A 20083-nucleotide genomic window follows, 5' to 3' on the forward strand; every position below is an offset into this window, starting at 1 on the left:
GGGCGATCGACGGGGATCTGCGTGCAGGTGATCGGTGGAGGAGTGGGAGCAGATGGCAGAGCCCGGCGCGCACGACGAGACCGAATGGATGGACTACTCCGACTTCGGTGAACGTTTCGTGGTGCACGCGGTCAACCGGGATCGGATCGAGGCCGCGGTGTCCGGGATGGCCGGACGGGGAATGAGTATCGGGCCGTTCTCGATCGGTCCGGCGGGGCTGGCCGGGCTGGTGGCGGAGGGCAAGGTCGGCAAGCCGGTGATCGCCCGCAGCGAACCGCATGTCACCTTCGAGGTCCGGGTGCCGGTGTCGATGCACCTCACGGTGACTCTCGGTGGGCAGCAGTTCCGGATCGAAGCCACCGTCGAGATCGACCTCACCCTGCACGCGCGAACTGCCGATCCGCTGCTGATCGTCATCGACATTCCGCGGGTGCGCTCGCGCGACGTGAGTTTCGCCGTCCGCGCGGAGGCGGTCGGCGCCGCCGTCGACGTACTGCTCGACCCGATCGCCACTCTGGTTCAGCGTGAGGTCGCGAGCCGGCTCAACGCCATGCTCGCCGATCCCGCTGCTCGACGCGGCCGGGTGTTCGACATCGAGGCGATCATGAACGGCACGCGTTCGGAGCATGTGCTGCGCACGGACTTCGAATGGATCGACTACGCCGAGTTCGGCCGGCGTTTCTTCCCGCTCATCGTCACCCCGGATCGGGTCCGCGACGTGGTGGAAGGTCTGGCCGGTCGCGCGGTCGAAGTGGGTCCGCTGCGTACCGGGCCCGGTGAGGCGGCGACGGTCGAGGTGCAGGGGGCCGTGCGGATGCCGCGGCTGGCCCGGCGGGACGGCGACCATCCGGTGTCGTTCGATCTGACCATTCCGGTCGGGCTCGACATCACCGTCGACGTGCTCAAGGCGAATCGCTATCGCGCCGAGGTGGAGGTCGGGTTGCTCCTGGTGGCGCGGGCGGGTGAACCGCTGCTCATCGTGATCGATGTGACCCCGCCGCGCAGCGCCGATGTCGCCGTCGAACTGCAGGCCGAGGGATGGCGCGCGAAGGTGCTGGGGTCGGTCGGCAAGATCCGCCGCCAGATCGCCGCGCAGGTCGCCCAGGTCATTCGTGCGGAACTGGCCGATCCTCGGGGCCGCACCATCGACGTCGCCGGCCGGATCGATGCGGCCACCTCCTGACACCTGTTACTTGTGGTGTTCATGTGACCGGATTGGCCTAGCGGTTCATATGTGCATGTGGTGAAATGAGTCCACGTTCGAGGCTTCCGGCGCGTGGATGACAGCAGTGTTGTCGTCGGGGAAGGCGCGCCGGACACGCTGGCATTTCCACCGGTCCGCGGGGTGGCCGGCATCAGGTGAGATCTCTATATCGCTGCAGCGCGAAGGAGTTTTCGATGCGTTCCGTTCCGATGACCCGCCGCACCTTGTTCGGATATGCCGGTGCCGCCGCCACCGCAGCCGGTCTGGCCGCGCTCGCACCCGCCGTCCTCGCACCGACCGCCTCCGCCGACAACGTCCTCGGCACCCTGCTCGACTATGCCGGCGGCGTGCCCGAAGCGGCGGCGATCCGCGCCGCGGGACATGCCGGCGCGATTCGCTATGTCTCCGACCGGCGCCCGGGCGCGGAATGGATGGTGGGAAAGCCGTTGCGCGCGAGCGAGGTCGACGCGCTGCACGCGGCCGGGCTCACCGTGGTGTCGTGCTACCAGTTCGGCAAGGGTGCCACCGCGGATTGGAAGGGCGGGCTCGAGGCCGGCAAGCGTCACGCCGACCGCGGTCTGCAGTTGCACCGCGAGGCCGGCGGCCCGGACGGGGTGCCGATCTACGCCTCCATCGACGACAATCCGACGCCGGTCGATTTCGCCACCCTCATCGCGCCGTACCTCGAGGGCTGGAAATCGGTGCTCGGCAACGAGAATGTCGGCGTCTACGCCAATGCGCCGACCATCGAACTGGCCAAGGTCGCCGGCCTGGGTTCCTGGTACTGGCAACACAATTGGGGGACGCCGAAGGGGTTCGTGCACCCGGCAGCGAATCTGCACCAGGTCGAGATCGACGATCGCACGGTCGACGGGGTGGGAGTGGATGTGAACAACATCCTCACCGCGCAGTACGGGCAGTGGTGATCACCAGCGCGTGGTGAATCGGCAGCTACCTACGTTTGGCAGTGGCAGGTGGGGTCGGCGAGCAGATCGGGTTCGTCCGGGACGACCGTCAGTGCCGGGCGCGCCTCGGGTGCGTCGCGCACGCCCATCCAGGACAGCAGCGACCATCGCGACAGGCCCGAGAACGCCGAGCCGAGGCTGAAGAACGAGCCCACCGAACCGACCGACAGCACCGATCCGACGCTGCCGATCGACAAAACGGAGTAGGCCGAGCCGATCGAGAGGATCGACCGTTCGGATCGGAACGACAGGATCGAGCGATGTGATCGGGTGGACAACACCGATCGGTAGGAGCGTCGCGACATCACCGAATGCCCGGCTTTCCCACGCCGGCCGCGGGGGACGGCGCCGGTGTCCGACGTGACGGGTGCAGACCGTTCGAGCTGATCGACAGTCGACATACCTAGCGGTCTACCACAGTCGGGGACATCCCACGGCGCATTGACAGCAAACGGCCCGGAGTGTCGCCTTCGCGACATCTCCGGGCCGTCGGGAGCTCGAGATCAGTTCTGCGGGCGTACCGCTGCGGGCTGCTGCACCGCGTGCGCGGCGGGCACCGTGCCGGCCGGGTTCACCGGAGCCGCGGCCTGGGCGGGGCCCGACGCCACGGTGAACAGGCCCAGCGTGGGCAGGAACGAGCAGGTGATCGGCGCCTGATCGGCGGCCGGCTGGGTGGTCAGGGAACCCGCGATCACCGAGACGACGCGACCCGGGCCGGTGTCCACGATGGCCGACAGGGTGGCCGGACCGTCGGGGTTGATGTGCGCCTCGTCGGTCAGCGCCACGGTGCCGCCGCGGTGGTTGTCCAGGTTGTACCACTGGACCGTCATCGGCGGATTCTGCTGCGGCGTCAGACCTTTGGTGCCCAGTGCGGTGAACACGAAGCCGGCCTGACCGGCGGCCGGTCCGGGCGGGGGCAGTTCGGCCGGACCCGGAACCGCGAGCGCGGTGCCGACCGAGTCGGAACCGGGGCCGATGCAGTCCTTGCCGATGGTCGGGTACAGGAACTGCGCGATGGCAGGACCGTTCTTCGGGATCTCGGGACCGCCGCCACCGCTGCCGTTGAGGAAGGCGACGATGGCCTGCAACGTCTGCTTGACCTGCGGCGGCAGATTGGACTGCTCGAGTAGCTGGATCGCCTGATCGAGAATGGTCTGAGCGCCCGGCGAGGCGATGTTGCCCGCCTGGGCGGCAGCGCCGACGATGGCCGGAGCCAGCGATGCGATCGCGTCGACCGGAACGCCCTCCGGGACCAGCGGAACATCAACGGCCTGGGCCTTCGGTGCCGGTTCGGCAACCGCGATCGTCGACGCGGCGAGTGTCGCGCCGGCTGTCAGGGCCAGCACGGACAATGCGAACCGCGTTCCTCTGGTGCGAAGCACTGGTGTTGCCGTCCTTAACCTCGGGGTTACCTCGTCATGTGATGCGAGAACATCGTGCGATGCGGGCATCGCTTCGCGACACTCTAAAGACAGTGCCGCCGTGTTGTACAGCCATGGGTGTGATCTTGCCTGCACCGCCCGGCAATTCCGATCACCGCGCCCGGCGCGTTATCAGAACATAACCTGTATCTTTGGCCTCCGCTTCGCTTCGGCGGGGTCTCGGCCCCCTGGGCCTCGATTTTTCCCTCCTCCGCTCAGTCCAAAATCGAGGCGGGCCGAGACCTGCTGAGGGTGGACACGTCGTCGACGTATGCCCGGGGCTACGCACGACGGGAAGCGAGGGCAGAATTACCGCCCGTGACCCGACACCTCCGTTTGGCCGACATCCGCGTGGCCGGGGCTGTTCTGGCCGTATCGGTCGTGGCCCGTCTGGTGCTGATGTTCGTGCTTCCACACGGGCTCGACGTGGTCGACCTGCGCGTATACGTCGAGGGCGCGGCCAATTTGGGCAGTGGGCATCTCTACGACTTCGTCTATGCCGACAAGACTCCGAATTTCCCGCTTCCGTTCACCTATCCGCCGTTCGCCGCGGTGGTGTTCTATCCGCTGCATTTCCTGCCGTTCGGGCTGGTGACGCTGCTGTGGTTCGGGTTGATCGTGGTGGCGCTGTACGCGTCGGTGCGGATCGCTTTCGCGCTCTTGCCGGGTTCGGCGGCGGAGTCGGATCGGCGGGCGGCGGCGATGCTGTGGACCGCGCTGGGGCTGTGGCTGGAGCCGACGCGGACGACGCTGGACTACGGACAGGTGAATGTGTTCCTGCTCCTGGCCGGGCTGGCGGCGGCGTACTCCGCCCGCTGGTGGCTGTCGGGGCTGCTGGTGGGTGTGGCCGCGGGCGTCAAGCTGACGCCGGGGATCACCGGTTTGTATTTCCTGGCGCAGCGGCGGTGGGCGGCCGCGGTGTGGTCGGCGGTGGTGTTCGCGGCGACGATCGGAGTGAGCTATCTGATCTCGCCGTCGGAGACGCGGACCTATTTCGGGCCGCTGATCGGTGACGCCAACCGCATCGGCCCGGTCGGTTCGGTGGTCAACCAGTCGCTGCGCGGGGCGCTGAGCCGCATTCTCGGCCACGACGCGGGAGCGCCCTGGTATGTGGCGGGGCACCGCATCCCGTTCGGGCCGTGGTGGCTGGGTGCGGTGCTGCTGACCGTGGTGCTGGCCTGGTTCGCTTGGCGCGCGGTCGATTTCGGCGATCGGCTCGGAGTGCTGCTGGTGGTGCAGCTGTTCGGGTTGATGGTGTCGCCGATCTCCTGGTCGCACCACTGGGTGTGGTTGCTGCCGCTGATGATGTGGCTGGTGCACGGTCCGCTGCGTTCGATCGCGGGGGCACGGGTGGTGGCCGGATTCTGGCTGGTGACCACGCTGGTCGGCATTCCGTGGATCCTGACCTTCTTCCAGCCGACGATCTGGGAGATCTCCCGCCCGGCCGTCCTGGCCTGGCTGGGTGCGATCTACGTTTTCGGCGTGGTCGCGACCTATCTGTGGATCATCTGGGCGGGCGCGCAGCGCGGGCGGCCGGGCACACCGGTGTCGGCGCCCGCGGTCGCGGCGGGTTCGGTGGCGGGTTAGGCCGGTTCAGCTCTGATCGGCGAGGCGGTCGATCTGGCCGGCCAGCGCGAGATCCTTGCGGGTGATGCCGCCCTCGGAGTGGGTGGAGAGGGTGAAGGTGACCCGCCGCCACCGGATATCGATATCGGGGTGGTGGTTGACCTTCTCGGCGGATTCGGCCACTCGTCGCACCAGTTCGATGCCGGCCATGAAGGACGGGGCCTCGACGGTTCGGGAGATGCTGCTGCCGGTGTGGGTCCAGGCGGGTAGTTCGCGCAACCCAGTGGCGATCTCGCTGTCGGAGAGCAATGGGGTACTCATACTTTCGGTTCTACCCCAGCGGTCGTGGCTCAGGCCGCACGCGCGAGTTTGAGAGCCTTTTTGAGATCTTTGCCCTTGACCCCGGCGGCCTGGCACTTCTTCATTTTCGAGACCACGACAGGGCATTTCAGGCAGCGCTTCTTCTTGCGGCAGCACTTTTTCTTCGGTGTGAGGTGTGCGACCTCCTTGGCCTTCACCTTGCCCATGCGGCCCAGGGTAACCAACCATGATGCCGGAAACGGTGGCCGACCGGGTTTCGGTACTGTGTAGCTGGCCGCATGTCCGGTGAGATCAGTCCACCTGCCTTGTTCGGACCCGCTACGGCGCGGGTCGGCCGCAACCCATTCATTCAGCAGGAGGATTCAACGTGTCGTCTGTCGAGTTCCGCAATGTCGCCATTGTGGCTCATGTCGACCACGGCAAGACGACGCTGGTCGATGCCATGTTGCGGCAGTCCGGTGCCTTCGCCGAGCGTGCCGAGCCGGTCGACCGGGTGATGGACTCCGGTGATCTGGAGCGCGAGAAGGGCATCACCATTCTCGCCAAGAACACCGCGGTGCATCGTCATCACGGCGACGGCAGCGTCACTGTGATCAACGTCATCGACACCCCCGGTCACGCCGATTTCGGCGGCGAGGTCGAGCGCGGTCTGTCCATGGTCGACGGTGTCGTACTGCTGGTCGACGCCTCGGAGGGGCCGCTGCCGCAGACCCGGTTCGTGCTGCGCAAGGCACTGGCCGCCTCGCTGCCGGTGATCCTGGTCGTGAACAAGACCGACCGTCCCGACGCCCGGATCGAGGAGGTCGTCGAAGAGAGCCACGACCTGCTGCTGGATCTGGCCTCCGACCTCGACGACGAAGCGTCCGAGGCGGCCGAGCTGGCGCTGGATCTGCCGGTGCTCTACGCCTCCGGCCGCGAGGGCAAGGCCTCCACCCAGCGCCCCGAGAACGGCAGCGCGCCGGATGCGGAGAACCTCGACGAGCTGTTCGAGGTGCTGCTGAAGTACGTGCCCGCGCCCAAGGGCGACCCGTCGGCCCCGCTGCAGGCGCACGTCACCAACCTGGACGCCTCGCCGTTCCTCGGGCGCATCGGGCTGGTCCGCATCCACAACGGCACCCTGCGCAAAGGCCAGAATGTCGCGTGGATGCACGGTGACGGCGTCAAGACCGTGAAGATCACCGAGCTGCTGCAGACCATCGGCGTCGAGCGCAAGCCGGGTGAGGAGGCCGTGGCCGGCGATATCGTCGCCATCGCCGGTATTCCGGAGATCATGATCGGTGACACTCTCGCCGATGTGGACAACCCGGTGGCGCTGCCGCGTATCACCGTCGACGAGCCGGCCATCTCGGTGACCATCGGCACCAATACCTCGCCGCTGGTCGGCCGGGTGCAGGGCCACAAGCTGACCGCCCGCATGGTGAAGTCGCGGCTGGATCAGGAGCTGGTCGGCAACGTCTCGCTGCGCGTGCTCGATATCGGCCGTCCGGATGCCTGGGAGGTGCAGGGCCGTGGTGAGCTGGCGCTGGCGATCCTGGTCGAGCAGATGCGCCGCGAGGGTTTCGAGCTGACCGTCGGCAAGCCGCAGGTGGTCACCAAACAGGTCGACGGCAAGGTGCACGAGCCGTTCGAAGAGCTGACCATCGATTGCCCGGACGAGTACCTGGGCGCGGTCACGCAGCTGCTGGCCGCCCGCAAGGGCAAGATGGTCCAGATGAGCAACCACTCCGCCGGGTGGGTGCGCATGGAGTTCATCGTCCCCTCGCGAGGCCTGATCGGTTTCCGCACCGACTTCCTCACCGAGACGCGCGGCACCGGTATCGCCAACGCGGTCTTCGACGGCTACGCACCGTGGGCCGGCGAGATTCGCGCCCGCCACACCGGCTCGCTGGTCTCCGACCGTGCCGGCACGGTGACCCCGTTCGCGATGATTCAGCTCGCCGACCGCGGCCAGTTCTTCGTGGAGCCGGGCGCCGACACCTACGAGGGTCACGTGGTGGGTATCAACCCGCGCGCCGAGGATCTCGACATCAACGTCACCCGCGAGAAGAAGCTGACCAATATGCGCTCGGCCACCGGTGACGTGCTCGAGACCCTGGCCAAGCCGCTGCAGCTGGACCTCGAGGGCGCCATGGAGTTCTGCGCCGCCGACGAATGCGTCGAGGTGACCCCCGAGATCGTGCGCGTGCGCAAGGTGATCCTGGGCGCCACCGAACGCGGCCGCGAGGCGTCGCGTCGCAAGGCCCGCGACCGCGCCGCCCAGAACGCGTAGGAGGCCGAAAACACTAGAGTACGTCTCGTGATGTCGGGAGTTCGTATGCGTGCAGGGCGGCGCGTGGTACTGGTGCTGATGCTGGCGCTCGGAGTGCTCACCGCGTGCACCGCCAATCCGCCGCCGCCGATCGAGAGCACCGACAGCCCGAAGACGACTCCGGCTACGCCGACGAAGTCCACGGTGGTGGTGGCGGTCGACGACATCGGGATCGGATTCAATCCGCATCTGCGGTCGAACCAGTCGCCGGCGACGAATGCCGTTGCGTCGATGGTGTTTCCGAGCCCGTTTCGTCCGGTGCCGTCGCCGACCGTGCCCGGGGGAACGGAGTGGGTGCCGGATGCGGCGTTGATGGTGTCGGCGGATGTGACGCCGTCGGATCCGGCGCAGCCGGATCAGTTCACGCTGACCTACAAGATTCAGAATCAGGCGTCGTGGTCGGACGGGGCGCCGATCGCGGCCGAGGATTTCCGCTATCTGTGGCAGCAGATGATCAGCCAGCCCGGGGTGGTGGATCCGGCGGGCTACCGGTTGATCAACGATGTGAAGTCCTCGGAAGGCGGCAAGACGGTCACGGTGACGATGAGTCAGCCGTATCCGGCTTGGCGGCAACTGTTTTCGGATCTGCTGCCCTCGCATCTGCTCAAGGACGCACCGGGTGGTTTCCAGCGGGCGCTGGCCGTGGAACGTGGGCTGATCGATCAGAATCCGATCTCCGGCGGGCAGTTCCGGGTGAAGCAGGCCGACGCGGGCCGCGAGGAGATCCTGCTCGAACGCAACGACCGCTACTGGGGTACTCCGGCGGTGCCGGATCAGATTCTGTTGCGGCGCGGCGGAACTCCGGCGCAGCTGGCCGAATCGCTGCGCGCGGGGGACGCCCAGATGGCGCTGGTGCACGGCGGTGTCGCGACGCAGGCGCAGCTGGCCGCGATTCCGCAGGTGCGCACCGCGATCATGCCGCAGGCGCGGGAAATGCAGATGGTGCTCAACGGGCGGTCAGGGGATCTGGCCGATCCGCGGGTGCGCCATGCGGTGCTGGGGCTGCTCGATCCGGCGTTGCTGGCCTCGGTGGGCGCCGAGACCGGCGCGTGGGTGGATCCGGTGCGGGCGCAGATCCTGGCGCCCTCGGATCCGGGATACGCGCCGACGGCCCCGCCGCGGCCGTCTCCCGACCAGGCGTTCGGGCTGCTGGCCGACGCCGGATTCGGCCGTGCGCCCGAGTCTCCCGCGGCGGGTAATCCGACGACCTCGCCCGCGCCGCAGCCGCGTCCGGTCGCCAAGAACGGCCGGACCCTGACGATTCGGATCGGCGCGGTGGACAAGGATCAGACCACGCTGGCCGTCGCGAACACCGCCGCCGACCAGCTGCGCAGCGCCGGAATCGATGCGTCTGTGCGCAGCCTGCCGGCCGATGAGCTCTACGGCAAGGATCTCGCGGACGGAACCGTCGATGCCGTGGTCGGCTGGGAGCGGGCCGGTGAGGATCCGGCGACGATCCTGTCCTCGCGGTACGGCTGTCCGCCGGTCGCCGCGCCCGGTCAGGAGGACACCTCGCAGATCGATGCCATCCGCAAGGCGCCGAGCAATGTGGCCGGGATCTGTGATCCCTCGCTGCAACCGCAGATCGACGCGGCGCTGCGCGGGGTGGATGTGCCCAAGGCGATCGGTGATGCGGAGCCGAAGCTGTGGGATCTGGCGACCGTGCTGCCGATCGTGCAGGACACCGGTGTCGCCGCGGCGAGTTCGCGGATGGACGGGGTTTCGCTGAGCGGTTCTATTCAGGTCGGAATCTTCGGCGGCGCGAGTACCTGGCGGCGGCTGTCGTGACCGCAACCGGCGGACTGGTTCTGGTACACGCCCACCCCGACGACGAGTCGATCGCCACCGGCGGCACCATCGCGCACTACCGCGCCCGTGGGGTTCCGGTGACCGTGGTGACCTGCACGCTCGGCGAGGAGGGCGAGGTCATCGGGGAGCGTTGGCAACAGCTCACCAGCGCCCACGCCGATCAGCTGGGCGGCTTCCGCATCCACGAGCTGACCGCAGCGCTGGCCGCCCTCGGTGTCGATGCGCCGCATTTTCTCGGCGGGGCGGGTCGCTGGCGGGATTCCGGGATGACCGGTACGACCGCCGACCCCAAGCCCTTGGTGCCGACGCACCCGCGTGCCTTCGTCGATTCCGGGCCGGCCGCGGTGGCGGAGTTGAGCGAGGTGCTGCTGCGGCTGCGCCCGCGCGTGGTGGTCGGCTACGACCCGCGCGGCGGCTACGGCCATCCCGACCATATGCGTGCCCATCGGGTCACCATGGACGCGGTGGCCGCGGCGGCCGAAAAGGGTTGGGATACACCGAAGGTGTACTGGACGGTGACCGACGCCGACGTGCTGCGCCGGCATACCGAGGCCTTGGCCCGCCGCACGGTCGATCGTCTGCCCGGGGCCCTGCCGAGCGGATGGCGGTTGCCGGCGGTGGGCGAGCTGGCCTGTGTGTCGAGTGAGACCGTGACCACCACGGTCGATGTCTCGGATGTGCTGGCGGCCAAGCGCGCCGCCTTGCGCGCGCACGCGACTCAGGTGACGGTCGCGCCCTCGGGCCGCGAATTCGCGCTGTCGAACAATGTCGCCCAGCCGGTGTTGCCGGAGGAGCACTACGTGCTGGTGCGTGGTCGTCTCGGGCCGGTGGGCCCGGACGGACACGAGGACGATCTGTTCGCCGGGCTGGATCGACCGTGGGAGCCTGCACCGGGGCTGGCCTGATCGTGGGTGCTTCGGCTTAGACTGCTGGGCATGTACAACTGGAGCCTGCAGGACGCCATCGTCGCGTTCGTCGAGAGCCAGAAGCCGAACTGGCAGGCGCAGCACGATCTGTACCTGTCGGTGCTCTACGGATTCGTCGATATGCAGAGTCATCTGTTGACCCTGCTCGGCTTCCCGCCGGTACCGTGACGGCCGCGACGACCAGCCGGACCGCGTATGTGCCCGGCGGGTCGAAGTATGCCTGGCCGGTGCTCGGCGGCGTGCTGGCGGCGGTGCTGGTGTTCGACGGGCTGCTCTCGGTCGTGCTCGAGGTGCTCTATCTGCCGCTCTACATCGGCGCCACGCCGTTCCCGATCGCGGCCCTGGTCGCCGCGGTGGTGAACGTGCTGCTGGTGCGGGGAATGGGTGTGGTCGTGTCGCGCCCGGCCGCGATGGGGCTGCCGGTGATCGCGTGGCTGTTCGGATTCCTGATCTGCTCGACCACCGGGCCCGGCGGCGATGTGCTGCTGACCGATTCGTGGACCTCTCCGCTGTTGCTGGCGTGCGGCATCGTGCCGGTGGGTTTCTATCTGTTCCGCCGCGCGTTCCTGCGTCCGAAGGCCACGCCCGCCACGCTCTGAACCGGTGCCGGTCGCGGGAAAGGCATTGCTGGAAAGAGATATCGGCGAACGGCTGTAGCGGGCCGGAGGGTCGGTTAGTCTCTCAGGCGTTATCTGTGGTTCTGCCGCCCGGCGGGTGGTGTGGTTAGGAAGTGGGGGCCGGTTGCTCAGCTGGCCGGTTGGCTCGGGTGCGCCGAGATCCGAATGCGCGCGGACATCGCCCGACAACAGGAAGATCACCCGTGGTTGAGTGGTCGAAGCTTCCTGGATTGCCTGTGAACACAAAGGATTCGCGCTGGCTCGGCCTGATGAGCCGGGGTGTGCGCGGGCGGGTCAGTGTGCGCGTGCGCCTGCTCGCGATCGTGCTGATCTCCAGCGTCACGTTGCTCGCCATCGGCGTGGGCGCGGCGTCGTATCTGGTGCGGTCGGGCCGCGATGCCCGGCAGTGGGCCGAACTCGCCAGCAGCACCGCGGCTCCCGCGGTCGCCATCATGGAGACCTTCGGTGAGGAACGCCGGCTCTCGATGCTGCAACTGGCGGGTGATCCCAGCGCCACAGCACAATTGACGGTGGCGCGGCAGCGCTCGGATGCGGCGCTGGCCGCCCTCACCGCCAAGGGCGACGAGGCGCAGAAGATGAATCCGGACAACTCCGGAGCCGATATCGCCGCCTACGGCCAGCTGCTCGCACAGTTGCCGCTGGTGCGTCGCGGCATCGATTCCGGCCAGGCACCGGCCGATCAGGTTTTCGGACTGTTCAGCCGCTTCACCGCGGCGATCATCGATGCCTCGATGCTGGCTGCCCGGGTCGCACCGGACGCCGGCATCGCCGTGCAACTCGGCTATGCCGTCCAGGTGATGCGGGCCGCGGAGGCGCTGTCCGAAGCCACGACACTCGGTGAATTGTTCCTGGTGACGAACACGTCGACGCCCGCGCAGTGGACCCAGTACATCAACTATCTGGGTGAATACCGCGGCCAGATCGCCTATTCGCTCTCGGTGCTGAAGGGCCAACGCGCGGATCAGCTCGACGCGATCGTGAACAGCCCGGCGTGGGCCCAGATCAACGAGATGGCCGATGCGATCGCCGCGCGCGGTCCGACACCGGGCACCGACGATGCCGACTCGAGTACCCGGGCCGGCGACACCACGCGTTCGCGTACGACCCGGCCGACCGCGAAACCGCTGCCGATGACCCTGCAGGCCTGGCAGGACGGTTCCGCGCAGATCGCGTCCGGACTGCTGACACTGTGGCAGGACAAGAGCCGGGACGCGCATGCCGAGGCGCGGGATCAGGGTGACCGCACCGCCATCGGATCGCTGGCCGGCGGCGGTGCGGTGTTGCTGGTGTCGGTTCTGGCCTTCCTCGCCTCGCTGGTGCTGGCGAACCGGTTCATCGGCCGGATGCGCCGATTGCGCCGCGACACACTGGAATTGGCCGATGAACGGCTGCCCGACATCATGCGCCGGGTGTCGGCGGGCGAGACGGTGGATGCCCCGTTGGAGGTGTCGCGGCTGGACTTCGGTTCCGACGAACTCGGCCAGGTCGCGCAGGCGTTCAACCGGGCACAGGTGGCGGCGGTATCGGCCGCGGTCGCGGAATCGAATACCCGCGCCGGTATCAACACGATCTTCCTGGATATCGCCCATCGCAGCCAGGCGCTGGTGCATCGTCAACTGGCGCTGCTGGACCAGGCCGAGCGGCGCGAGGAGAATGCCGACCAGCTCGAATTGCTGTTCCAGCTCGACCATTTGGCCACGCGCGCCCGCCGCAACGCCGAGAATCTGATCATCCTCGGCGGTAAGCAGCCCGGCCGGCGCTGGCGCAATCCGGTGCCGCTGATCGAGGTGATTCGCGGCGCGGTCGCGGAAAGCCTCGACTACACCAGAATTCGCATCGGCCGCATTCCACGCACCCGGGTGATGGGCACCGCGGTCGCCGACCTGATCCACCTGCTGGCCGAGCTGATGGACAACGCCACCTCGTATTCGCCGCCGCAGGCGCGGGTGGAGGTGCATGCCGCGGTGGTGGGTCGCGGGGTAGCGGTGGAGATCGTCGACCAGGGCCTGGGCATGACCGCCGACGAGCTCGACCGGCGCAACGAGATGCTTTCGCATCCGCCGGAGTTCAGTGTGGCCGCACTCTCCAGCGACACCCGGCTCGGACTGTTCGTGGTCGCGAAACTGGCCAACCGCCACGGTATTTCGGTGAAGCTGCGCGAATCGGTGTACGGCGGCGTGCGCGCGGTGGTGCTGATCGGAACACCGGTGCTGGAAGCCGGCGACGTGAACGGTACGGAGTTCGAGGATCCGGGACCCGCCACCGGTGAGTTCGCCGTGCTCGGACCGGCGACCAACGCTTCCGCCGTCCGTGCCGAAGTGGTTGTCGCCGAGGATGTTCCGGTGACCGAAGTGTCCACGCCACCGGCGACCGATCCGGACCCGGGCACACGACGCTCGGCCTGGTTCACCTCGGCCTCCGAGCACATCGATTCCGCGCCCGCGACCGGGGTGTTCGGTGCGCCCGTGACCACTCCGGGCGTGGTTCGCGCCGGTGAGGGCCGCCCGCCGCTGCCGCGCCGGGTGCGTTCGGCCGATCGCGCCGATACGCCCGCGGCCGGCTCGAATACCGTTCGGCAACGCACCGCCGATCAAGCTCGCAACCTGATCAGCGCCGTCGAGCAGGGCACTCGGCAGGGCCGCCGACCCGCTGCCGAAACCGGCTCCACGGCATCACAATTCGACACAGACGAGGGTGAAGATGGCTAATCCCAACCGAAGTGACGTCGGCTGGCTGCTCGATGATCTGGTGAAGGGTCTCACCGGCGTGCGCTACGCGGTCCTGCTGTCCACCGACGGACTGCTGCTGGGTAACTCCTCGGAGCTCGAGAACTCCGATGCCGAGCGGTTCTGTGCGATGGCTTCCGCGCTGCACAGCCTGGCCCGCAGCGCCGGACACCATTTCGACGCCGGCGGTGTCTGCCAGACCATGGTGGAACTCGACCGGGCGGTGCTGTTCATCACCGCCGCGGGCGACAACGCCTGCCTGGGCCTGCTGGCCGCGGACAACGCCGATCTGGGCATGGTCGCGTATGCGATGAACCAGACCGTGCAGCGGGTCGGTTCACATCTCGCCGTCGACCGACGATGAGTCACCGTGAACGACGGTGACGCCTGGTTCGACGACGAGGCCGGACCGCTGGTCCGGTTGTACGCGGTCACGCACGGGCGTGGCCGCAGCAACCGGCCGGAGCTGGACATGCTGACCCTGGTGGTCGATATCGGCCGGGGCGCGGCGCTGCGCCGCCACGAACCCGAGTACGCCGCCATCGTGGAGTTGTGCCGCACACCGCAGTCGGTCGCGGAAGTCGCTGCGCGGCTGGAACTTCCGCTGACGATGACGAAGGTGCTCATCGGCGACCTCATCGACGACGGCCGCCTCGAATACCGCCAGCCTCGTCAGGACGAGGCATCCGACGTAGGCCTGCTGCAGGCGCTGCTGGACGGTATTCGCGGACTCTGACACGGCGGAGTACCGCCGGCACTGCTCAGCGCAACCGCGCCGCAAGGCGTTTCGCGTTCATATGGGCGATCGCCTCGATCGAGACCATCGGATTCACCCCGGACGCGGTGGGGAAGCAGGACGCGTCGGCGACGACGACGTTCGGCACGTCCCAGGTGGCGCCGTCGGGGTCGGCCGCCGACATGTCCGGGGAGCCGCCCATCCGCGCCGAACCCATGATGTGCAGCGCGCCCATCGCGCACTGCCCGGGTTCGTAGCCGGCGGCGGCGCACGCGGCGGCGAATTCGGCGTGCGACCCGGTGCGTCCGGGCTCGTAGGCGGGGCCGGCCTGCTGGCCGGAATAGATGCGGCGTGCCCCGGCGGCCTCGAGAATCTGTGCGGCGCCGAGGATTCCGGTGTGCAGATGGCCGCGATCGTGGTCGGAGAGCCGATAGGAGACCACCGGTTCACCGTTCTTGTCGACGCCGACACTGCCGTGGTCGCGGTCGCGGGTGATCACTCCGAGGGCCACCGACTTGTTCAGTTCCAGCAGATTCGTCCGGTAGGCCGCCGCGCCGCGCCAGTTCATGAAACCGACGCCCATGCCGGGATGGATGGGACCGGTCTCGTAGATGACGCCGTAGCCGTTGCCGTCCAGATCGCGGTGCTGACGGCTGATCCGGGCCTGCATACCGCCCTCCCACGGCCGGATCGGCTCGTCGAAGACACCGAAGACCGCCGCGGCGGGATGCAGTCGCAGATAGTCGCCGATGTTCTTGTTGCCCAGACCCGATCGCTTCAGCAGCGCCGGGGTCTGCACCGCACCGGCGGCCACGACCACGGCGCGGGCCCGCACCTCGATCGGGCTGCCGTTCGAACTCACGGCCGAGACTCCCTCGGCGCGACCGTTGTTCACGAGGATGCGCCGCACGTTCGCGTCGACCACGAACCGGGCGCCGTGCTCGGCGGCGTCGGCGAGCCAGGTCTTGGTGACCGACTGCTTGGCGCCGACGCGGCAGCCGTAGGGGCAGCGACCGCATTCGACCCCGGCGTCGCACGCGTCGCCGACATTGCGGGGCAGGGCGTCGATATGCCAGCCCAGAGCGGTGGCGCCGCGTTCCAGCACGCTGTCGCGCGCCGAGAGCGGGGAGTGGCGGTCGTTGACGCCGAGACGGCCGGTCACCGCGTCCAGGGCGGCGGTGAATTCGTCCTGCGCAAACTGCGGCACACCGAGTCCGGCCCATTCGGCGCGCACCTCGTCGGGCGTGCGCAGCGAGGTGCTCCAGTTGACCACCGTGCCGCCGCCCAGGCAGGTGCCCGCGACCAGGGTGATCTGGCCTTCGCTGGTGGCGGGCGGGCCGGGTGCGTACAGATTGAGCAGGGCGTCGAGTTCCCCGGTGCCGAAATCCCGGTCGTCGTAATAGTTTCCGCGTTCCAGCACGATGACGTCGAGACCCGCCTCGGCCAGTACGGCGGCGGCGGTGCCACCGCCGGCCCCCGAACCGACGATGACGACATCGCAGGTCAGTGTGGTCGCTGCGGTCGGACGCAGCACGGAGAGGGCGGGCGCCGGCGCCGAGGCGAGCGTGCCGGGCGGGCCCGGATAGTCGATGGCCTTCCACAGCGGGTGGCTACCCGTGGGGCCCGGCGTGACGTTGTAGGACAGCAGAGCGGCCTGCTTGAGCGCCTGAAACAGCGTGCGCTTCAGCGCGATTCGGGAATCGCCGAGGCGGAGCAGGGTGCGCTCGCGCTCGTCGGCGGTCAGCGCCGAGAAGCGCCGGCCCCGGTTGCCGAGCAGTACCCCCGCCAATCGGGAATCCCACAGATCGAGCAGGGTGGCGAGCTGTTTCGCCTCGGAGGGGCGCGGGTTGCGGCTCAGGATGTCGAAAACCGTAGCCACGGAACCTAATTCGGTCGCCGACGGCAAACTCAGCCCGTCGCCCGGTGTGAACGTATCGCAGATCAGGCCCAGGGCTGCGCGCTGCTTCGCTGTCGGATCCATAAAAGCTCACCTTTCACAACACTGGGGTGAGTTGTATCACGATGCGTGAATCCGCGCTTACTTATCTGCCACATACACGCAGATATGGCTCATTTTCCGGGTGCGACGCCGAGTTTTGACGGGAGAACTGCCGGTCACATGCAGTTCGGTGATCGGTGCCGCGCAGCAGCATCGGCGTCAGGTTGCACGCAGTTTCGCGACGGTGTGGTCCGGTGTCGGAACGGGCGTCGTCTCGTGTTCCGCACGCACGCCCAGCTGCCCGGGCGTCACCTGGTCGATCAGCGCCCACGCCCGTTCGATGGGCAGATCCACGATGCCGTACTTCTTCTTCCCGGCCGCGCTGGCCGCGATCACGGTCGCCAGTCCCGCCCGCCGCTGGAAAAAGGTCTGCCGCACGGTCCACCCGATCACACCCGGCGCCTCCAGGCAGTCACGGTCGCGATCCAGCGATCCGCGCCGGGTGATCAGCCAGACCGGACGCGCGCCGTCCGACGGGATCACCGCATGCCCCAGTCCGCGATATCGATCGTGTGCCAGCGCCGCCGCGAAGAGCGCGACGACCGCGAGGAGAATCCAGGCCCACAGCGGAACATGAAGTCCGGCAAGGGATATCGCGACCAGGAGGGCGAGCAGGACCCACACGGGCATGAAAGCGCGAGTGTAGCGCCGGCGCCGTGCGCGCGGGCCGTGCTGTTCGAGCGCCACCAACGCGGGGGCGGCGGCGGACGTGATCGCAGCGCCGCCCGCCGGGGTGGCGTCGGTGCGGCGGGATCCGCTGGTGAGGAGCTGGGCGAGGGTGCGGTCGACGGCGGCGCGCGGCGCTTGGGGGAGGAGCTTCTGGCGCGGGCTGGTGCCGGTCATGATGGCCTCGAGTTCGGCGCCACCGGCCAGCCGGAGCAGCAGCGGTTCCTTGACCGTCGCACCGCGCAGTCGGGACAGGTCGAGCGTGGTCTGACGGGTGGTGAACAGGCCGCCGCGGATATGCAGCGCCGCGCCGTCGTCGAGTACCCGCAGCCCGAAATACGTGGTGAGGTAGCGGACGCAGGCGGCGATCGCGGCGATCACCAGCAGCACCGTGACCGCCCCCGTCACGGCGAGGGCGATGAAAACCGCACTGTGCTCGGTCAAGTCCTGCACGGCGTGCGAACGCACCAGCACATCGGCGACCCCGACCTTCGCGGCCAGGCCGATCACCGGCCCGACGATGGCCAGGCCGGTCAGCGACAACGGTGCGTACCGAACCCAGCGCGGCTGCCAATGCCCGATCTCGATCGCTTCGTCCGCGAGATCGTCGGTATCGCCGCTCAGGGCTCGCTGGAGTGCGGACCGGCCGGCGGTGATCCCGTTGTGGACCGAAGTGCCTTGATGTGCGGGCGTATTCGAATGGGCACGGATCCTAGGTTCGGTCGCCGATCCGCTGTCGGCCGTGTGACCGAAAGACCCGGGATTCGCGTTCGGCGTGCCGGTTGCCGCACCGGTGCCCGGCTCCGTGTTCTCGGCCGGCCGCAACAGCAAGGCCCGCAGTTCGGGAACCTGCCGCGCATCCACCCCGTCGAGGTGAAACCGCTTCTCCCGATCGGCGTGCTGCCCGGTGCCGATGACGAGCACCACCAATCCGAGCAGCCGATGCATCAGGTCCGCGTGCACGTCCACCGACCGAATCCGGGTCCGCGGCACGGTCAGGGTCCGTCGCTGCAGCAAGCCCCGGCGCAGTTGCACGGAGTCGGCGCCGATCCGGTAACTGGTGGTGAACCACCGCGTCAACGCGAACGCCACGATCACCACCGCGACCGCCACCGGACTCCACGCCGGCCCGCCGCTCTGGGTCCCCACGATCACCGCGCCCAGCAGCACGGGAATGTATTTGAACAATTCCCGCACCGGATGCACGAGCAGCATCCGCATATCCAGCCGGCGCCAGTCGGCGGTTGCCCCCACTTGCGGATCACTCACGTCGCATCCTCCCGATGAATCGACGCGATATCGGTCAGCCGGTTCACGGTGCGCTCGGCGACCTCCAGATCCAGCGCCGCGATCCGCACCGCGCCCGCCGAGGAGGCCGTGGTCACCGTCACCGTCGCCAACCCGAACATCCGCTCCAACGGCCCCCGATGCGTATCCACCGTCTGCACCCGCGTAATCGGCGCGACCCGGCTCTCCTGGTTGAACCACCCCGTCCGCGTGTAGACCGCGGTGTCGGTCACCTCCCACCGATGCACCGCGTATCGCCACACCGGCACGACCCCGACGCCGAACCCGGCAGCGACCACCGTCGCCGCCACCAGAGCGAGCGCCCACGCCCGATGCGAGCCGTCCAGCACCACCCACACCAGCTCACCCACCAGCACGAACGCCCAGAAGATCGCCGGCCCGGCCGCCCACAACAGCGGTGCCCGCCGACTGGCCCGCCACGCCGGAGCGGCCGATATCGTGCGCGCGGGCGAGACTTCCGGCGACCGGGTCATACCAGCCATCGTGACATGTTTCAGGTGATCCATCGGTCGGCGAGCCGATCGACCCAAACGGGACATTCCTCGGCGCTGTCCGGTGGGGCGTCGACGAGCACCAGTTCCGTGATGCCGAGATCGCCGAGCAGGGCGACGTCGGCGCGGGCCGGGTTTCGCAGGGCCACGGCCAGGTACAGGTCGGCGATATCGCGTCCGGCGTCCGCGCAGAACCGGGCCAAGAGTTGTAGCCGGTTGCCAACCGCGGACACGCCGTCGAGGTTGAAGCCGTACCAGCCGTCTCCCCAGTCGGCGACCCGCCGCAGCGCTCGGTCGCTGTTTCCGCCCACGAGGATCGGCAGATGGGGCTGGGTCGGTTTCGGGTTGACGCGGATGCTGCGGAAGGAGACGTAGTGCGAGTCGTAGGTCGCGGGGTCGTCGCGCCACAGCGTTCGCAGGGCGTGCACGTAGTCGGCGGTGCGGGCCGCTCGCCCGTCGAATGCGATGCCGAGTGCGTCGAACTCGTCCCTGGACCAGCCGATTCCGATGCCCAGACCGAATCGGCCGCCGCTGAGCCGGTCCAGTGATGCGGCCTGTTTGGCCATGATCACCGGGTTGTGCTCGGGCAGCAGGACGATGCCGGTGGCCAAGCGGATGGTCGACGTGACCGCGGCGGCGTAGGTCAGGCAGGCGAACGGATCGAGCCAGTCGGCAGTGGCCGGGACGGCGATCCGGCCGTCGTCGGAGTAGGGGTAGGGAGACGACGAGTCGTCGACCATCACCACGTGCTCGCCGCACCACAGTGTCGCGAAACCGCGGCGTTCGGCATGCCGGGCGGTCGCCCGGACGATCTCCGGCCGGGAGCCGGAGCCGATTCCCAATCCGTGTAACCCGAATCGCATGGCATCGCCGCCTCGTATGTATCCGGTGTGACCGGCAGCCTAACGCGCCCGCCACCTGTCGACGCTCTCACCAGCGCACTCGTCGGCGGCGTCGTTCCGGGCGCAAACTGGTCGCCCGAAGCAGGAATAACCCGTG

19 protein-coding genes are annotated in these 20083 nt (G+C 68.4%); 11 read left to right on the forward strand and 8 right to left on the reverse strand.

Annotation, left to right across the window (positions count from 1 at the left end; genetic code table 11):
- Nucleotides 1-52 precede the first annotated feature (52 nt).
- On the forward strand, nt 53-1183 hold the full coding sequence (locus tag A5780_RS02505) for a hypothetical protein (protein ID WP_030514855.1): 1131 nt from the start codon (nt 53-55) through the stop codon (nt 1181-1183).
- A 215-nt stretch (nt 1184-1398) separates the two neighbouring features.
- Nucleotides 1399-2130, forward strand: coding sequence for a DUF1906 domain-containing protein (locus A5780_RS02510; RefSeq protein WP_063012394.1), 732 nt, complete (start codon nt 1399-1401; stop codon nt 2128-2130).
- A 29-nt stretch (nt 2131-2159) separates the two neighbouring features.
- Here A5780_RS02510 and A5780_RS02515 read toward each other — a convergent pair whose 3' ends face one another.
- Together A5780_RS02515 and A5780_RS02520 are read right to left on the reverse strand one after the other, a co-directional pair.
- Nucleotides 2160-2474, reverse strand: a complete 315-nt coding sequence (locus tag A5780_RS02515) for a hypothetical protein (RefSeq protein ID WP_063012524.1) — start codon at nt 2472-2474, stop codon at nt 2160-2162.
- Between the two features lie 198 nt (nt 2475-2672).
- Nucleotides 2673-3551, reverse strand: a complete 879-nt coding sequence (locus A5780_RS02520; protein WP_227462863.1) for a hypothetical protein — start codon at nt 3549-3551, stop codon at nt 2673-2675.
- Between the two features lie 357 nt (nt 3552-3908).
- On the opposite strand from A5780_RS02520, the gene A5780_RS02525 reads away from it, so the two are divergent.
- Entirely contained in the window at nt 3909-5177 is a 1269-nt protein-coding gene (locus tag A5780_RS02525) for a mannosyltransferase (RefSeq protein ID WP_063012392.1), read from the forward strand.
- A gap of 6 nt (nt 5178-5183) precedes the next feature.
- Here the strand turns inward: A5780_RS02525 and A5780_RS02530 are convergent, their stop codons facing one another.
- Entirely contained in the window at nt 5184-5477 is a 294-nt protein-coding gene (locus tag A5780_RS02530) for a 4a-hydroxytetrahydrobiopterin dehydratase (protein WP_030514860.1), read from the reverse strand.
- Between the two features lie 29 nt (nt 5478-5506).
- Nucleotides 5507-5683, reverse strand: coding sequence for a hypothetical protein (locus A5780_RS40580; RefSeq protein WP_086006963.1), 177 nt, complete (start codon nt 5681-5683; stop codon nt 5507-5509).
- A 161-nt stretch (nt 5684-5844) separates the two neighbouring features.
- On the opposite strand from A5780_RS40580, the gene typA reads away from it, so the two are divergent.
- From typA to A5780_RS02565, 8 genes are all read left to right on the forward strand, one after another.
- Nucleotides 5845-7746: a translational GTPase TypA gene (gene typA / locus A5780_RS02535; RefSeq protein WP_063012390.1), complete on the forward strand. Its 1902-nt coding sequence runs from the start codon at nt 5845-5847 to the stop codon at nt 7744-7746.
- Nucleotides 7747-7791: 45 nt separating this feature from the next.
- Nucleotides 7792-9573: an ABC transporter family substrate-binding protein gene (locus tag A5780_RS02540; protein ID WP_227462864.1), complete on the forward strand. Its 1782-nt coding sequence runs from the start codon at nt 7792-7794 to the stop codon at nt 9571-9573.
- On the forward strand, nt 9570-10499 hold the full coding sequence (gene mshB, locus A5780_RS02545) for an N-acetyl-1-D-myo-inositol-2-amino-2-deoxy-alpha-D-glucopyranoside deacetylase (RefSeq protein WP_227462865.1): 930 nt from the start codon (nt 9570-9572) through the stop codon (nt 10497-10499). Before A5780_RS02540 ends, mshB begins: the two co-directional genes overlap by 4 nt.
- A 30-nt stretch (nt 10500-10529) precedes the next feature.
- Nucleotides 10530-10688: a hypothetical protein gene (locus A5780_RS40585; protein ID WP_167331885.1), complete on the forward strand. Its 159-nt coding sequence runs from the start codon at nt 10530-10532 to the stop codon at nt 10686-10688.
- Nucleotides 10685-11119 carry a hypothetical protein gene (locus A5780_RS02550; RefSeq protein ID WP_227462866.1) on the forward strand — a complete coding sequence of 145 codons (435 nt, stop codon included), beginning with the start codon at nt 10685-10687 and terminating at the stop codon, nt 11117-11119. Before A5780_RS40585 ends, A5780_RS02550 begins: the two co-directional genes overlap by 4 nt.
- A 254-nt stretch (nt 11120-11373) precedes the next feature.
- Nucleotides 11374-13866, forward strand: coding sequence for a nitrate- and nitrite sensing domain-containing protein (locus A5780_RS02555; protein ID WP_231982801.1), 2493 nt, complete (start codon nt 11374-11376; stop codon nt 13864-13866).
- Nucleotides 13859-14248, forward strand: coding sequence for a roadblock/LC7 domain-containing protein (locus tag A5780_RS02560; protein ID WP_030514865.1), 390 nt, complete (start codon nt 13859-13861; stop codon nt 14246-14248). The genes A5780_RS02555 and A5780_RS02560 overlap by 8 nt, the downstream gene beginning before the upstream one ends.
- 6 nt (nt 14249-14254) lie before the next feature.
- A complete protein-coding gene (locus A5780_RS02565; protein ID WP_063012386.1) occupies nt 14255-14620 on the forward strand; it encodes a DUF742 domain-containing protein in 366 nt (121 codons plus the stop codon).
- 25 nt (nt 14621-14645) lie between these two features.
- Here A5780_RS02565 and A5780_RS02570 read toward each other — a convergent pair whose 3' ends face one another.
- The 4 genes from A5780_RS02570 to A5780_RS02585 all read right to left on the reverse strand — a co-directional run bounded on the left by A5780_RS02570 (nt 14646) and on the right by A5780_RS02585 (nt 19947).
- Entirely contained in the window at nt 14646-16601 is a 1956-nt protein-coding gene (locus A5780_RS02570) for a GMC family oxidoreductase (protein WP_064907610.1), read from the reverse strand.
- A gap of 177 nt (nt 16602-16778) precedes the next feature.
- Nucleotides 16779-18554, reverse strand: a complete 1776-nt coding sequence (locus A5780_RS02575) for a PH domain-containing protein (RefSeq protein WP_063910722.1) — start codon at nt 18552-18554, stop codon at nt 16779-16781.
- Nucleotides 18551-19099, reverse strand: a complete 549-nt coding sequence (locus A5780_RS02580; RefSeq protein ID WP_082856870.1) for a PH domain-containing protein — start codon at nt 19097-19099, stop codon at nt 18551-18553. Before A5780_RS02580 ends, A5780_RS02575 begins: the two co-directional genes overlap by 4 nt.
- Nucleotides 19087-19947, reverse strand: coding sequence for an LLM class F420-dependent oxidoreductase (locus tag A5780_RS02585; protein WP_064907611.1), 861 nt, complete (start codon nt 19945-19947; stop codon nt 19087-19089). Before A5780_RS02585 ends, A5780_RS02580 begins: the two co-directional genes overlap by 13 nt.
- Nucleotides 19948-20083: the final 136 nt, after the last annotated feature.

It is taken from the genome of Nocardia sp. 852002-20019_SCH5090214, from assembly GCF_001665865.1.
Classification (GTDB): Bacteria; Actinomycetota; Actinomycetes; order Mycobacteriales; family Mycobacteriaceae; genus Nocardia; species Nocardia nova.

Bases quoted from the DNA above. Each gene is read 5' to 3' on its own strand.
- A5780_RS02570 (WP_064907610.1), bottom strand. From the start codon at position 16,601: ATGGATCCGACAGCGAAGCAGCGCGCAGCCCTGGGCCTGATCTGCGAT.
- A5780_RS02505 (WP_030514855.1), top strand. From the start codon at position 53: ATGGCAGAGCCCGGCGCGCACGACGAGACCGAATGGATGGACTACTCC.
- A5780_RS40580 (WP_086006963.1), bottom strand. From the start codon at position 5,683: ATGGGCAAGGTGAAGGCCAAGGAGGTCGCACACCTCACACCGAAGAAA.
- A5780_RS02580 (WP_082856870.1), bottom strand. From the start codon at position 19,099: ATGGATCACCTGAAACATGTCACGATGGCTGGTATGACCCGGTCGCCG.
- A5780_RS40585 (WP_167331885.1), top strand. From the start codon at position 10,530: ATGTACAACTGGAGCCTGCAGGACGCCATCGTCGCGTTCGTCGAGAGC.
- A5780_RS02530 (WP_030514860.1), bottom strand. From the start codon at position 5,477: ATGAGTACCCCATTGCTCTCCGACAGCGAGATCGCCACTGGGTTGCGC.
- A5780_RS02540 (WP_227462864.1), top strand. From the start codon at position 7,792: ATGCGTGCAGGGCGGCGCGTGGTACTGGTGCTGATGCTGGCGCTCGGA.
- A5780_RS02560 (WP_030514865.1), top strand. From the start codon at position 13,859: ATGGCTAATCCCAACCGAAGTGACGTCGGCTGGCTGCTCGATGATCTG.
- A5780_RS02515 (WP_063012524.1), bottom strand. From the start codon at position 2,474: ATGTCGCGACGCTCCTACCGATCGGTGTTGTCCACCCGATCACATCGC.
- A5780_RS02510 (WP_063012394.1), top strand. From the start codon at position 1,399: ATGCGTTCCGTTCCGATGACCCGCCGCACCTTGTTCGGATATGCCGGT.
- A5780_RS02585 (WP_064907611.1), bottom strand. From the start codon at position 19,947: ATGCGATTCGGGTTACACGGATTGGGAATCGGCTCCGGCTCCCGGCCG.